This is a genomic window from Thermodesulfobacteriota bacterium (genome assembly GCA_030583865.1).
GTDB lineage: Bacteria > Desulfobacterota > GWC2-55-46 > GWC2-55-46 > GWC2-55-46 > UBA5799.
Window position 1 is genome coordinate 406,145 of the sequence record CP129479.1, and the last position, 15,072, is coordinate 421,216.

The 15,072-nt window shown below is 59.0% G+C and carries 14 protein-coding genes; all 14 read left to right on the forward strand.

Going from position 1 to position 15,072, the window contains the following annotated elements; genetic code table 11:
* Window positions 1-5 precede the first annotated feature (5 nt).
* The 14 genes from QY316_01925 to QY316_01990 all read left to right on the forward strand — a co-directional run bounded on the left by QY316_01925 (window position 6) and on the right by QY316_01990 (window position 15,042).
* Window positions 6-1,565, forward strand: coding sequence for a radical SAM protein (locus tag QY316_01925; protein WKZ33188.1), 1,560 nt, complete (start codon window positions 6-8; stop codon window positions 1,563-1,565).
* Window positions 1,566-1,576: 11 nt separating this feature from the next.
* A complete protein-coding gene (locus QY316_01930; GenBank protein WKZ33189.1) occupies window positions 1,577-2,992 on the forward strand; it encodes an aspartate aminotransferase family protein in 1,416 nt (471 codons plus the stop codon).
* Window positions 2,989-3,765 (forward strand): glucose-1-phosphate cytidylyltransferase, encoded by a 777-nt coding sequence (rfbF, locus tag QY316_01935; protein WKZ33190.1) that lies wholly within the window; start codon window positions 2,989-2,991, stop codon window positions 3,763-3,765. Before QY316_01930 ends, rfbF begins: the two co-directional genes overlap by 4 nt.
* The gene (rfbG, locus tag QY316_01940; protein WKZ33191.1) at window positions 3,756-4,886 is read left to right on the forward strand and encodes a CDP-glucose 4,6-dehydratase; all 1,131 of its coding nucleotides are present in this window, start codon (window positions 3,756-3,758) and stop codon (window positions 4,884-4,886) included. Before rfbF ends, rfbG begins: the two co-directional genes overlap by 10 nt.
* Complete coding sequence (locus QY316_01945) at window positions 4,883-5,323, forward strand: dTDP-4-dehydrorhamnose 3,5-epimerase family protein (protein WKZ33192.1); 441 nt, start codon at window positions 4,883-4,885, stop codon at window positions 5,321-5,323. The genes rfbG and QY316_01945 overlap by 4 nt, the downstream gene beginning before the upstream one ends.
* A 10-nt stretch (window positions 5,324-5,333) precedes the next feature.
* Window positions 5,334-6,269 (forward strand): glycosyltransferase family 2 protein, encoded by a 936-nt coding sequence (locus tag QY316_01950; GenBank protein ID WKZ33193.1) that lies wholly within the window; start codon window positions 5,334-5,336, stop codon window positions 6,267-6,269.
* Window positions 6,256-7,230: an aminotransferase class V-fold PLP-dependent enzyme gene (locus QY316_01955; GenBank protein WKZ33194.1), complete on the forward strand. Its 975-nt coding sequence runs from the start codon at window positions 6,256-6,258 to the stop codon at window positions 7,228-7,230. Before QY316_01950 ends, QY316_01955 begins: the two co-directional genes overlap by 14 nt.
* Before the next feature lie 106 nt (window positions 7,231-7,336).
* Window positions 7,337-8,383, forward strand: coding sequence for a GNAT family N-acetyltransferase (locus QY316_01960; protein ID WKZ33195.1), 1,047 nt, complete (start codon window positions 7,337-7,339; stop codon window positions 8,381-8,383).
* Window positions 8,384-8,385: 2 nt separating this feature from the next.
* Entirely contained in the window at window positions 8,386-9,411 is a 1,026-nt protein-coding gene (locus QY316_01965; protein WKZ33196.1) for a polysaccharide deacetylase family protein, read from the forward strand.
* Window positions 9,401-10,471, forward strand: a complete 1,071-nt coding sequence (locus QY316_01970; protein WKZ33197.1) for a glycosyltransferase family 4 protein — start codon at window positions 9,401-9,403, stop codon at window positions 10,469-10,471. Before QY316_01965 ends, QY316_01970 begins: the two co-directional genes overlap by 11 nt.
* Window positions 10,453-11,805: an O-antigen ligase family protein gene (locus QY316_01975; protein ID WKZ33198.1), complete on the forward strand. Its 1,353-nt coding sequence runs from the start codon at window positions 10,453-10,455 to the stop codon at window positions 11,803-11,805. Before QY316_01970 ends, QY316_01975 begins: the two co-directional genes overlap by 19 nt.
* Complete coding sequence (locus QY316_01980) at window positions 11,802-12,428, forward strand: YdcF family protein (GenBank protein ID WKZ33199.1); 627 nt, start codon at window positions 11,802-11,804, stop codon at window positions 12,426-12,428. The genes QY316_01975 and QY316_01980 overlap by 4 nt, the downstream gene beginning before the upstream one ends.
* Complete coding sequence (locus tag QY316_01985) at window positions 12,425-13,585, forward strand: glycosyltransferase family 9 protein (protein WKZ33200.1); 1,161 nt, start codon at window positions 12,425-12,427, stop codon at window positions 13,583-13,585. Before QY316_01980 ends, QY316_01985 begins: the two co-directional genes overlap by 4 nt.
* On the forward strand, window positions 13,582-15,042 hold the full coding sequence (locus QY316_01990; GenBank protein ID WKZ33201.1) for a radical SAM protein: 1,461 nt from the start codon (window positions 13,582-13,584) through the stop codon (window positions 15,040-15,042). Before QY316_01985 ends, QY316_01990 begins: the two co-directional genes overlap by 4 nt.
* Window positions 15,043-15,072 lie beyond the last annotated feature (30 nt).

The following is a 15,072-nucleotide window of genomic DNA, read 5'->3' on the forward strand; positions in this document are numbered from 1 at the left end:
GGAAAGTGAAAAGCAGAACCGTCGTACTCATAAACCCCGGCCATGACGACGAGGTCGACCCGAAGGTCGCCAGGTCTTTCGGCGCAATGACGAGGAAGGTCCGGAGGGAGGACCCGCCCGTCTCGATCCTGAACCTCGGCGGCTATATACGCGACCACGGCTATGATGTCGTGGTGGTCGACACACACGTGGAACCGGAATACAGGAGAACAATCCAGGGCCTCCTCAGGGAGAAGCCGCTCGCGATCGGGTTCTCGGTAATCATAGGCAAGTTCGCGAAGAACGCGCTAGGCCTTACGAAGATGGCGAAGGAGCTCGCCCCGGATGTCCCGGTAGTATGGGGCGGGAAGCTAGTGCATCTTGCCGGGCGCCTCGCGCTCGAGCGCCCTGACATAGATTTCGTCATTACAGGCGACGGCGAGCTGCCTTTTCTGAAGCTTCTCGATGCGCTCAGGGAGGAAAAGGATTACAGGGGCATCCCGGGCGTGGGTTATAGGGAAAACGGGAGGCCAGTAATAAACGAGAACACCTTCAGGGTCGAGAGGCTCGACGACATATACATATCCAGGGATTTCGGCTGGGAGCTCGTGAGGAAGCACGTGAACAGGCAGCAAGTCCCCTATTTCATCAGCCTCTACACGAGCAGGGGCTGCAAGTTCAACTGCTCGTTCTGTTATCTCAAGGACATTAAGGAGCTCGAAAGCGGGATGCGCCTCCGGAGGAGGTCCGCGGAGAACATTATAAGCGAGATAGGCTACCTGCATGAGAACTTCGGGATAGACGTCGTCACCTTCGGGGACGACGACTTCCTTTCCGAGGCGGAGAAGATAGCGCCGGTATTCGACTACCTCAGAAGGAAGGGCATCTATATCGAGCACATCTGGACCAACATACATAACCTGAGGCCCGAGAACATAGCCCTCTTGAAGGGCGTCTGCCAGACCGTCTGCTACTCAATAGAGACCGCCTCGCCGAGGCTCCAGAGGATTTTAAGAAAGAGGATATCCGCGGAAAAGGCAATAGAGGTGAACAAGTCGCTCAGAAGGGCTGGCATAAATACCGTCCATAACTTCCTTTTCGGAGTGCCGACCGAGACGGACGAGGAGACGAGGATGAACATAGAGCTCCTTAAAAAACTAAAAGAGGTAAACCCCCACATGCGGGCGAACACGTATATTCTGAGCCCCATACCAGGCACCCCGATATTCCAGTATGCGGAGGAGCTCGCAGGAAAAAAGATGGAATGGAAGCTAGAGGACCTCGCTGATTTTCATTTCCGCTACATGGACGGAGTCGCCCCCAAGTTCCGCCCGTACTTTACGCCGGAGGATAACCTCCATTACGAGACGGTCTCGGAGATGGCGAATGAGCTCTTTGCCGAGCTCAATTCCGGCCCCACGGCGGAGCATCTGGAAAAGATAGGGAGAAGTCCGAGGCTCGGCTACATTTTCAAAGACATCGAATGCATCAGCAGGCCGAAGGGAAAAACGCGCAAGTACATCCTGGACCTCGTGCTCGAGGCCTCGGAGAGAGGGCTTGCGTCGCCTGCGATAGAACCGTTTTAGGAGACGCGCTGATGACCGATTTCAGGGACATAAAGGCGGCGGTGCAATGGGCCTCCGTGGAGGACGAGGCCTTCATTCGGGACCTCGGCAAGACTGAAGAGGAGATTGCCTCCAGGATGATACGGGAGCGCGGCTACAGGCACACTTCCTGCCACGGCAGGGTGAGCATAAACCCGCTGGTCTTCGAGTCCGGGCAGGGGAGCATCCTGAAAGACGCGGACGGGAACAGGTACCTGGACCTGGGCTCAGGCATCTACGTCACGAACCTCGGCCACTCGCACCCCAAGGTGTCGGAGGCTGTCTCAAGGCACGCGAAGACCCTCATGAACTGCCACGACTACATGACGCCCGTAAAGGCCGCCTTTCTCGAAAGGCTTGCGGGGCGCCTCGGAGGAGACCTCAAGAATATACACCTATACGACAACGGCACGACCGCAGTGGAGTTCGCAATTCGCGCGGCAAGGAACATAACCGGAAGGCACGAGATAATCTCGTTCTTCTCAGACCACCACGGCAAGACCTACGGCTCCGCCGCGCTCGGCCGCCTTACGTCCTCGAACGGGCCCGCACGTCCTTCCGGCTTCCACCTGGTGCCGAGGCCCGATCCTTACAGGCCGGTATGGACAACCCCGGACGGGAAGATAGATACGGACGCCTATATCGCCTTCTACGAGCAGTATATAAAGGAAGCGACCACGGGGCTCGTCGCGGCCTTCGTTCTAGAGCCCATCCAGGGATGGGGCGGCACCATAATACCGCCCGACGATTTCCTGCCGAAGCTTGCGCGCCTGTGCAAAACGCGCGGCATGCTCCTCGTGACCGACGAGATACTGACAGGCTCGGGGAGGACCGGGAAGTGGCTCTCGGCAGACTGGTGGGGCGTGAGGCCGGACATAACCGTACTCGGCAAGGGGCTCGGGAACGGCTTCCCCATGAGCGCGCTCGTGGTGAAGGAGGAGCACGCCTGGGCCCTCCCGAAGATAGCGCCCTCGACCACCTTCGGCGGAAACCCGATGGCCTGCGCCGCCGGGCTCGCGACAATCGAGGCCATCGAGGAAGAGGACGCAATGGAGCTGGCCGTCGAGAACGGGGGTCATCTCCTCGGAAGATTAAAGGAGCTGAAGGAAGCGCATCCCATAATAGGCGACGTAAGGGGCAAGGGCTGCCTCCTGGGCGTTGAGTTCGTCTGGGACCGGGAAACGAAAAAACCCTTTATAGAGGCGGCCTCGGAAATCTATGCCGAGTGCCTTAAAAGGAAGCTCATACCTGGCGTGCCGGTCGTCCATCTCCTCCGCCTTGCGCCGCAACTGACAATCAGGAGAGAGATGCTGGATGCTGCCGTCGCCATACTGGATGATAGCATCGGCAGGGTGGAGGAGAAGTTCGGGATGAAAGGCGGGCGTGAAAGGTTGAGGGCGACCGTATGAAGGTGGTCATACTCGCCGGAGGGCTCGGCACAAGGCTCAGCGAAGAGACCTCCTTGAGGCCCAAGCCCATAGTCGAGATAGGCGGAAAGCCCATCCTCTGGCACATCATGAGCATATACGGCGCGCACGGCTTTAACGAGTTCGTCATTGCCCTCGGCTACAAGGGCGGCCTCATAAAGGAGTATTTCCTCAACTACTACCTTCACCAGAGCGATCTCACGATCGACCTCGGCACAGGCATGGTCGAAACCGAAGGTAACGGGAAAAAGGACTGGAGGGTACACCTGGTCGATACCGGTGCGGACTCGATGACAGGCGGCAGGCTTGAAAAATTGAAGGATAAGCTAAAGGGATCGACCTTCATGCTCACCTACGGGGACGGCGTGGCCGACGTAAATGTGAAGAAGCTCCTCGAATTCCACAGGTCCCACGGGAGGACGGCCACGGTAACCGTCGTCCGTCCCTCGGCGCGGTTCGGCGAGGTGAGGTTCAACGGCGATTGCCACGAAATAATGGATTTCAAGGAGAAGCCGCAAACAGGCGAGGGCTGGGTGAACGGAGGGTTTTTCGTATTCGAGCCAGCCATATTCGACTACCTGGACGGGGACAAGACAGTTCTCGAGGCCGGGCCGCTTGAGACCCTCGCGAAAAGGAGGGAGCTCATGGCCTTCAGGCACGAGGGCTTCTGGCAATGTATGGACACGATGCGGGACAAGCAATTCCTGGAGAGGCTCTGGGAGAGCGGGAAGGCGAGGTGGAAGGTATGGAACTGAGCGGGGGCGAGATACAGCTCTTCAAGGGCGCGTATAGCGGGAAAAGGGTGCTCGTGACCGGGCACACGGGCTTCAAGGGCTCGTGGCTCGCCATATGGCTCTCCTCCCTCGGCGCCGAGGTCGCGGGTTTTTCCTCGTATCTACCTTCAAGTCCGTGCAACTTCTCGGCGACCGGCCTCGAAAAGATGATAGACCACCGATGGGGCGACGTACGGGAGTTCCCGGGGCTCAAGGCGGCTTTTGAGGACTTCCGGCCCGAGGTCGTCTTCCATCTCGCGGCCCAGCCCATAGTGCGGAGGTCGTATGCCGACCCCAAGCTCACCTTTGACACGAACCTCGGCGGAACCGTGAACGTCCTTGAATGCGTGCGCTCGTCCGGGCGGGTAAGGGCCGCTGTCATCGTTACGAGCGACAAATGCTACGAAAATACCGAATGCGTCTGGGGCTACCGCGAAAACGACAGGCTCGGCGGAACGGACCCGTACAGCGCCTCAAAGGCCTGCGCAGAGATAGCGGCAAGCGCGTACGCGAGGTCCTTCCGGCCCTCGGGCGGCGCGCCCAGGATTGCGACCGCAAGGGCAGGGAACGTCGTAGGCGGGGGCGACTGGGCCGAATCGAGGGTCATACCGGACTGCGTGCGTGCCTGGTCGGAAGGAAAGGAGGCTGTCATCAGGAACCCGGCCTCCACAAGGCCGTGGCAGCACGTGCTTGAGCCCTTGAGCGGATACCTCTGGCTAGGGGCGGACCTACTTGCCTCGGACAGGCTCCACGGCGAATCCTTTAATTTCGGTCCTGACCAGAAGGTAAATAAGCCAGTATCCGAGCTTATAGACATATTCACTTCACATTGGGGAGGGCCGGGATGGAGGCGCGGTGGCGTTGAGAACGGAAAAAAAGAGAGCGCGTTACTTAAGCTCTCGTGCGACAAGGCCCTGCACGAGCTCGGCTGGCGGCCAGTCCTCTCGTTCGAGGACACTATAAGGCTCACGGCGGAATGGTACAGGCGATATTACTCGGGCGAAAAGGGAATGTGCGCATTCTCGGAGGAGCAGATATCTTTTTACGTGTCCGAGGCCGCAAGGGCCGGGCTTCAGTGGGCAAGGGAGGGAGTGCCGGCGTGATCGAGGGCGTCATAACCGAGCCGCTTCTGCAGTTCCCGGACGACAGGGGGCGTGTCATGAGGATGCTAAGGGCCGACTCGCCGGGATTCGAGGGGTTCGGGGAAATATATTTCTCAACCGTGAATCCCGGGAAGGTAAAGGCGTGGAAGAGGCACATCAGGATGACCCAGCGCTTCGCGGTGCCAGTCGGTAGGATACGGCTTGTATTACATGATGCGCGCCCAGGCTCCGCCACCATAGGAGAAACGGCGGTCATGGAGACCGGCGAGTCGGATTACAGGCTCGTACGGATCCCGCCGCTACTCTGGTACGGCTTTATGGGCATATCCGGGGGGCCTGCGCTCATAGCCAACTGCACTGACATGCCCCACAGCCCGGACGAGACGGAACGCATGGGAATCGATAACGGGATTATCCGCTACGACTGGGATAACTGACGGGAGGCTGATGGCTGCGCCGAGGGTCAGCGTAATAATGAATTGCCTGAACGGGGCCGAATACCTCCGTGCGTCCATTGAAAGCGTCTACGCGCAGACCTTCAAGGACTGGGAGATCGTATTCTGGGACAACGCCTCGACTGACGGGAGCGGCGAGATAGCCAGCGGCTATGACCGGAGGCTCAGGTACTTCAGGAGCCCTGCGACTATCCCGCTCGGAAGGGCGCGGAACATGGCCATTAGGGAGGCCAGGGGCGAGCTCGTCGCCTTTCTCGACTGCGACGACCTCTGGATGCCCGAGAAGCTCCTGAAGCAGGCGCCGCTCTTTGATAAAAACCCGAGGACCGGCCTCGTCTTCTCGGACACCGTCTTCTTCAACGGCAAGGGGGAGGAAAGGCGGCTTTACGCCAACTCCAGGCCTCCGAGGGGCATGGTCTTTAAACGGCTCCTGACCGACTACTTCCTTTCCATGGAAACGGTCGTCATAAGGAGGAGGGCGCTCGACAGCCTGTCCGAATGGTTCGACGAGAGGCTAGAGGTGAACGAGGAGGCGGACCTCTTCATAAGGATAGCGTATTGGTGGGAGGCCGACTGCGTTCACGAGCCCCTGGCCAAATGGCGGGTGCACGCGGGAAGCCTCACATGGCAAAAGAAGGAACGGTTCGCGATTGAAAGCCAGATGATGCTCGATAAGTACATGAGGCTTTTCCCCGGCCTTGATGTTGAGGCCGCTGGAGAGGTCGAATGCATGAGACGGAGGATATTGAAGCAGAGGTTCATGAACTCCTGGGAAAGGGGCGACGGGAGCGTGAGAGGGATGCTCAGGCCCTATATCGGCAAGGACCCCAAGGCGCTGGCCCTGTACATGGCCTCGTTCCTGCCTTACAGGGCCGCCGCGCCGCTTATAGGTCTTTACCGGACACGGAGGGGCCTTGTCGCCCCTTGAAGGGATACTGGACCCGGACCGCGCCGTCCTCTTCGGATACGCAAGGACAGCGCTTGAGTACGGATACAGGCACCTGGGCCTGAAGCAAGGGGACGAGGTGCTATACCCGGACCTCATCTGCGACGTGATGATGGTGCCATGCCAGAGGCTCGGCTTGAAGGTCAAATTCTACAAAGTTAAAGATGACCTCGAACCCGACCTCAAAAGCGTTGCAAGGCTCATAACGGAAAAGACCAAGGCCGTACTCGCTGTCAACTACTTCGGTTTCCCGCAGGACCTGAAGGCCCTCAAGGAGGCCTGTTCGAGCAAAGGCCTTTATCTCATCGAGGACAGCTCGCACAGTTTCCTTGGCAAGGCGGACGGCATGGCTCCCGGGATGCGGGGAGACATGGGGCTTTTGAGCTTCAGGAAGCTCGTGCCTGTCTTAAACGGCGCGGCCCTCCTTGTGAACAGGGCGGATGAAGCCGCGAAGGGGCTTGAAGGCCTCAAGCGCATGAGCGCCGGGCTTCCAGCCGAGAAAAGGAAAAGGAGGCTCGTTTCCTATCTCAAGCTCGCTCAAGCAAGGTATGGCCTGCCCTTGGGCAAGCTCAGGAGAAGGGAGACGGTAACCCCCCCGCACGGGTCGACCGAAAGCGAGGCAATGGATTTCGGGGCTGACGAATGGAGCCTCTCGGTGCTCGCCGGATATCCTTTCGAAAAGGAGGCGAGGAGGCGGAGGGCAAATTACCGGAAATGGGTCGAGAGGCTCTCTGGAGAGGGCTTCAGGGCGGTGAAGGAGCTCCCTCTGGGGGTTGTACCTTCAAGCTGCCCGATGTTTGTGGATGAACGTGACAAATGGCTCAGGAAATATTCAAGGAAAGGCCACGGGGTGAGCGCATGGCCAACGCTCCCTCTTGAGGTCTGGAAGGCCGGCGGCAGCGCCGTCTCGATCTGGAAGAAACTCATACTATTTCCGGTTTGAAAGCGCGACGACGAGCCGGTTTCAGGGGACGATTATTATTACTCTATCGTTAAAGATAACTGAAAGGCACGAGGACCTGGAGCAACTGGTCGGGGCCTGGGAGAGATTGGCCGACGACGAGGGGCTGCATCTTTTTTCCAGGCCCGCATGGAACATTGCCTGGTGGAAGGCCTTTGGAAGCGGAAAAAGGCTCCGCATCTATGCCGGTTACGAGGGGGGCGAGCTTATCGGCGTGTGGCCCTTCTGCATAAGGAAGGGCTCTTTAAAAGACCTCCGCGGCACCATAGCCGAGACCCTCTCGGGCCGAAGCTCTGATTATGGATTGCCTACCGTAAGGTCAGGCCGTGAGGAGACATTCGTGGGTGCGGTCGTGGACAATATTCTATTCGAGGCCAGGGGGAGCGTTATCGACTTTCCGCACCTCCCGCTTGGCCATCCGGCCACGACCGCGCTTGCAGGGGCAATTAGGACAGCAGGCGCGCAAATCCACGAGAGGCGCTCGATATGCCCGAGGCTCGAATTCAAGGAGGACTACGCCTCGACTGAAAGGTGCTGGAAAAAGTCCCTGAGGACGGATTTAAGGAGGCAGAAAAGGAGGCTTGAAGAGGCCGGGCGCCTGGACCTCCGTGTGCCGGAGCGGAAAGACGAAGTTCTGACTATGCTGCCGCTTTTTTTCAGGATGCACTCGGCCCGCTGGAGGCGGAAGGGCTTCAACGTGAAATTCCTTGATAGGAATGAGGCGGAGTTTTACCGGGCCCTTGCGGAAGGGCTCGATAATAATAGGCTCCATTTTTCCGTCCTTTCATGCGGAAGCGAGGTCATAAGCATGCACTTCGGTTTTGTCTCGAACGGCTGGCTCCTCTGGTATACCCCGGCATACAACCCTGTATTCGAGAGGCACTCCCCGGGGAAGGTCCATATCGGGATGCTGGCTGAGAAGGGCTTTGCCAAGGGGCTAAAGGGTATCGACTTTCTCCAGGGCAACGAGCCGTATAAGCTCCAGTGGAGCACCGGAAATGTAGAGACGGTCTCATATACCTGCTCATCAGGACGTTCGATGCGCCTTAAGTGGCTCGCCTCGACAAGGCCTTGGCTCGTTCAGAAATTCGGGAGATTACTTGCGAGGAGGCCCGCGCCCCGGGCGGCGGTATAGCGATGGCGCTCTCTAAAATGAACAGGATAATTTCCGGAGGGCTCTGGTTTATCAGCAGGGCGCGGAGCGCGCCCAAGGGATACGCAATACTCCTATACCACAGGCTCCACGATAAAGACCCCTGCCCCTCGGGCCTATCGGTAAGCGCCGGGGAGTTCGAGAGGCAAATGCGGCTTGCAACGGAGATCGGGAGGGTCGTCCCGCTTTCGGATATGGTCTCGATGGTCCGGGGCCGGAGGAGCCCGGACAGGCTCTACATAGCCGTCACATTCGACGACGGCTATGAGGACGTCCTGAGGCTCGGGCTGCCTTTATTCAGAAGGCTTTCAGTGCCGGCCACATTTTTCATTTCAACGGCCTTTATCGACGATAGTTCGCGCGTGCCCTGGTGGGACGAAATCCACGAGATCGCGCGGTCGGAACGAAGCCTCACACTTGACGGACTAGGATACGACCCGCGCCCCGGGAAAAGAAAGGAGTTCATGGAGAGGGCCTCGATTAAGCTCAAGTATTCCGGGATCGACCCGCAGGTCATAATGGCAGGCCTAAGGCCCGCCGGCTGCAAAATGCCCGAGTCGAATGGGTTCGCGGATTGGGAAGGGCTCAGGAAGGCGGCACGGAGCGGCTATGTCGAGATCGGCGGGCACACGGTCACCCATCCCACGCTATCGATGGGCGGCTTGGGCGAGGTCTTGCAGGGAAAGAGAAGGCTTGAGGACGAGCTTGGCGCGAAGGCCAGGTTTTTTTCATACCCCTTTGGCGAGAGGAGGGATATTTCACCCGGGGCTGTAATTGCGGCGAGGAAAGCGGGCTTTCTGGCCGCGGTCACCTCCCAAAGCGGATTTAACAGGGCGGGAGACGACCTCATGTGCTTAAGGCGGATAAAGTTCTCGGGCGACAGGCCCGGTGATTTCGAGATCAATCTCAGGACCGGCGACATAAAAAGGGGCATAAACCGGGCCTATTCTTTCCTGTCCGGTCTTGGGGGAGCGGGGCGTTTCAATGGGTCCAGGGCCGATGGGACTTAGGGTTCTTTACATCGTCTCTATACTCCCGCCATACCCGGGCGGGGCGTCAGCCTGTTACGGCAACATGCTCCGGGGCCTTGTCGAAAGGCATGGCCGGGATATAAGGAGCATTACCGTCCTCACAGAGCAAGGCTGCGTAACCAGCTATGGAGAGCCGGTAAAGGTGCATGACCGGCTCTACAGGCATGATTCAGCCCCGGCAGCTGAAAAGAGCTTCCTTAAGCAGATCTTCAATTACATCCTGATCATGGGCTATATACTTTTTTCGGGTAACGACATAGTGCAAATACATGCGCGCTACGTTTACGCGAGGTACATGGGGAGGCTCGTCTGGCTCGCGCTCCTCCTCTCAAGGGCCAGAACAGTAATCGACATCAGGGACAGGTTCTACCGGAACTTCGGTTTCGGGCATAGCTTCATCGTTTGCTCGAAAGACCTCATGGGCTTTTACGGCTGGATACGGAACAAGGAATACATCCCCGTGCCAATGGATTTCCCGGAGCTTGAAAAAAGGATAAATGCGAAGCACCGGGTCGGCTATTTCGGGGCAATCGCGGAAAGCAAGGGCATCATGGAACTGATCGAGGGCTACAAGGAATACAGGGATGGATCGGACGAGCCGCTCGAGCTCCACATCTGGGGGCATAACGCGATGGGGCCGGGGTTCGAGGCCGCAACGGCCTCAATACAGGGCGTGAATTACAATGGGTGCGCGGCCCCGGACGAGGTCTTTGATCTGATGCTCGGATGCAAGGCGGTTATCATGCCGTCGAGGTCCGAGGGCATGCCGAGGGTGTGCCTCGAAGCCATGTACTCAGGACGGGTGGTCGTATGCCACAGGGCGGTTGAGTCGATAGCGTCCGTCCTGCCGGAGAGGTTCGTGCTCAAGGACCTCACGCCTGGCGAGATAAAGAGGGTCCTTTTCGAAGTGGAGTCGTTCAGCGGCCAGGCAAGCTTTGAATACGATTTGGAAGAGCATTCGAGGGGCCGGGTCGCCTCCTGCCTCGTCGATTTTTATGGAAGGGCGCAGAATAAAAGCCTATGCGGAAAGCCGTCATAAGGAGGCAAGCTGACGGTACGAACTTCACCCTGATAATCCTCTTCATCGCCTCAGCCTTTCTCGTCTCTTCATTCAAGATAGCGAAGGTCTCGTCCTCCGCGATGGTCGCAATGGGCATGCTGGCTGCCTTTGTCATGGGGGGCCTCCTCAGGGGCAGGTTCGTCCTGGCCGCGCATCCGGTGCAGAAGGGGATGCTTGCGCTACTCGCGTGGGCTTTCTGTTCGCTCCTCGTAAGCAGGGTCGACCCGTCAAAGGCCGTCCCGCCCGAGGCCTACGCCTATTCATGGGCAGGGGGGCTCTCGAGCCCTGACCTCAGGGGAGCGTCGTTCCTCGCCAGGCTTTTCCTCGCGGCATTCGCCATGAACTTCATAATAGAGGCCGTCAATACCGAGAGGAGGTACTTCAAGGCGCTCAACTGGTTTCTGCTTTTCTATTTCAGCGTCTCGGCGCTCGTGCTCGCCCAGTTCGCCCTGCTTGCTGTCTGGGGGGTCGAGGTCGGAGAGATAAGGCCTGCAAGCGTCGAGAGCGCGTTCCGGACGGGCGGGCACCTCGGGGAATCGAGCATACTTGCCGGGGTCCTGGCCAGCGGTTATTTCCTGACCATAGCATTTTCTGTCAAGGGCCACCCAGAGCTCTGGTTCCCTGATTGGCTCGTACGGGGCATGTGCGCTGCCGCGACTATGGCGCTCCTTACTACGCTTTCAGCCGCTTGGATAATCTCCGCGCTCCTGGCGTTCGCGCTCTTGGGCCACAGGCACCTGGGAAAGAGGGGGATTATTGTTCTCATCGTCTGCATGGCCTCCGCAGGCGCCCTCTTTCATGCCGAGATATACGACTCAGTCATGAGGAAGGCGCTTGGCGAGGTGAGCCAGTTGAATATAAGGACCTATTCGTGGCTGGCGGGTCTTTCAATTTTCATGGACCACGCATATACCGGGGTTGGAATAGGGCAGAGCGTTTTCTTTACGCCGGAATACCTCAAGGAAATCGCGGTGAGGCCGTTCCTTAATCCGGATGCCTTTACGGAGCTCTTCCTTGCCTCCCGCTTCCCGCCCTTGAACACCTATATACAATGGATGGCCGAGACCGGGGCAGTGGGACTGGTCCTCCTCTTCTATCTTTATTATCTCATCTATCGCTCCGGGAAGGGGATTACGGACCCGGAGCACGAGAGGGTGGTCAAATTCGGGATGGGCGGGGCCCTTATCGCGAGCGCGGTCGCGATCAACACCTCGCCCGATTACCTCTATGTGGGCTTCCTTGACTTCCTCGCGGCCATGTACGCCGCAGGCGGGAGGGTATTCGGTCGTGGGCGCCTGGAGCGGGGTGCATGAAAAATGGACTCGCGACGTTGTTGCCGGCCCTGGCCGCTGCCGTACTCATCCATGCCGCGCTCAATCCCGAGAGGGTGTTCAATTCCCCGGCAAGCCTCCTTTATGTCGAGACCTACGACGGGTGGCGCGCCGATGCCGCCATCTGCCTTTCCGGGGCGGAGGTCGAAAGGGTCGAGCACTGCCTGCGTCTCTATATGGCAGGAAAGGCACGGACGATCGTCGTGACAGGAGGGGGGCTTGAGGCGGGGCTCATATTTTACAGGCAAGGCGGCTCGCTCGCTTCCATTTCAAGGGACTGGCTTCTTGGGAATGGAGTTCCCGCCGGCTCTATTATCACCCTTGAAGAGGGTGCGAGCACCTATGAAGAGGCGGCGACGGTCCGCTCATTCGTCGAAGGGAGAGGAATGAAATCCATCGTGGTCGTGAGCTCCCCCTACCATATGAGGCGGGTCTCCCTCGTCTTCAGGAAAGCCTTTCAGGGTAGCGGCATTGAAGTGGGCTTTTCTCCTGCAAGGGGCTTTGACGAGGGCCTTGCCGGATGGTGGAGGCAGGAGGGGCTCGTAGCTGCCGTCTTCGGCGAATACGTGAAGCTCTTCATCTACGCCATGAAGAGATACATATGACGCTGGCGCACGTTTTGGGAAGGCCCGGCTTTTTCGCCCGGACGCTTTTTCTTTCAGGCGCGTCAACGCTGCAGGCCGGGGCGCACGCCCTGCATGAAAAGGCCTTTCCGGCGAGGCTCGACGTCCCGGAGCTTAAGGTGCTAGTCATCCAGCTCGGGCAGATAGGGGACTATGCGTTGAGCGAGCCGTTCCTCAGGGCCCTTAAAAGCCTGCCGGGTAAGGACGTGAGGATAACCGCGCTCATCGACCCGATAAATTACGGGCTCTGTAAAGGAGGGGGCGCGGCGGACGAGGTCGTCCTGTACGGGTCGAGGAAATACACGCGGAGAAAGCCGTCGCCCTTCCCTTCGGCCCTGCTCGATGAACGCAAGTTCGACTGCGCGGTATGGCTGAGAGGCGACTTGAACGTGCTCCTCTGGCTTATCCGCAAGGGAGTCCGGTTCGTAAGCGTAGCCAAGTACCCGATGCCGCTACGCCGCGCCTCTTTCGCGCTCATATCAGGCAGGCCGGCCAGGAAAAAATACCCGCATTTCACGGAATGCCTGGAAAGCCTCTTGAGGGAGCACTTCCCCGGCGCCCGGATGCCGGACAAGGAGCGGCCCCGGGCCGTGCGGCCTTCCGGCAAGAAGGTCTTTATCCATATAGGCTCGGGAAACTGCCTCAGGAGGTGGCCAAGGGAGAGGTTCGTTTCTCTATCGAGGATCCTCCTTGAGTCTGACAAAGCCCTGAAGATATGCCTTCTGGGCTCGGAAGCCGATTGCCCGGACGCGGAGGCCATACTTGGGGATATGGGGCTTTCATCGTATGGCGGACGGATAGAGGACCTGTGCGGCAGGGTGGGGCTTACTGAGCTTAAGAGGGTACTCTCCAGCGGCGCCCTCTTTATCGGGTTCGACAGCGGCCCGATGCACATCGCGGCCTCATCGGGGATCCCGATGGTGGTCATGATGGGCCCGCAGTCACCGATGACCTTCGGGCCGCGAGGGAACCCGAACGCGCGGGTCGTCTACAAGGCCCCTTTCTGCTCTCCGTGCTGGCAGTTCTCATGCGTCCGGAACGGCGGCGGGGCCGGGGAATGCGTCCTGGCAATAACGCCCGGCGAGGTCTTCAAGGAAGCGGTTTCATTGCTGCCAGGAAAAGAGGAGGCAAGGACATGAAGGCGCTCTTTCTTAATCCACCGTTCCTCCCGAGGTTTTCGCGTTTCTCGCGTAGCCCTGCCGTCACCAGGAGCGGGACCATCTATTACCCTATCTGGCACGCCTACGCGGCAGGGCTCCTTGAGAAGGAAGGGCACGAGGTCATGCTTATCGACGCGCCCGCAAGGGGGCTCGGAAGGGAGGACTGCTACAGGGCCGCCGCCGGCTTCAGGCCGGACATGGCGGTCGTCTATGCCTCTACCCCGAGCATCTATAACGACATAGAGGTCGCGGCTGAATTGAAGGAAAGGACGGGGGGCGCGTTCACGGTCCTTACGGGAACGCACGCATCGGCGCTTCCAGAGGAGACTCTAAAGCTCGATCCGAGGATAGACGCGGTAGCCCGCCTCGAATACGACCTTACGCTTTCGGAGCTGTTAAAAGGCATCGACGGGGGAAATGCATCCGAAGTCGCCGGCCTGACCTTGAGGGAAGGGGGCTCCGTAAGGTCTAACCCGGACAGGCCTTTCATCGACGACCTCGACACTCTCCCGTTCGTATCGAGGGCCTATAAGAAGCACCTGAGGATAGAGGACTACTTCTATGCCCACTGCCGGTACCCCGTGGTCTCCATCTTCACAAGCAGGGGGTGCAACGCCAGGTGCACCTATTGCGTCTACCCCCAGCAGGCCTTCGGAAGGAGGCAGCGCCAGAGGAGCCCGGAGAGCATTGTCTCCGAGTTCGAGTACATAGAAAAGGAGCTCCCACAGGCCAGGGAGGTGCTCATAGACGACGACACCTTCACCTCTGACCGCAGTCACACGCATGAGTTTTCCGAGCTCATGTTACGGAAGGGGATAAGGCTTCCCTGGACAGCCGAGTGCCGCCCCAACCTCGATTACGAGACCATGCGCCTCATGAAAAAAGCCGGGTGCAGGCTGATAGTGGCGGGGTTCGAGAGCGCGGACGACCGGGTGCTCCGGAACGTAAAAAAAGGCATCACGGTCGAGCAGATGAGGCGGTTCGTCGGGGACGCCAAGAGGGCCGGGATAATGTTGCACGCCTGCTTCATGGCCGGGAACATGGGGGAGACGAAAGAGAGCCTTAAAAAATCGCTCGCCTTCGCGAAGGAGATGCGCGCCGACACCTGCCAGTTCTTTCCGCTCATGGCATATCCGGGGACCGAGGCCTACAGGTGGGCCGACGAGAACGGTTATCTTGCCACGAGAGACTTCAGGAAATGGCTTACCGAAGAGGGCCTTCACAACTGCGTAGTCAGCACACCCGAGCTCTCCGCGGAGGAACTCATAATGTTCTGCGACCGTGCCCGGCGGAGCTATTACCTCGACCCGAGGTACATCGCCTACAAGCTCAGGCAGGGCATGAGGGACCGCCGCGAGCTTGTGAAGACACTAAGGTCTGCCAGGACCTTTGCAAGGCATCTCCTGGGCGGGTCTCGTAAGGGCGCGGCCTGCTGAGGGATGCGAGGGCGCATCCGAGGAATTCCG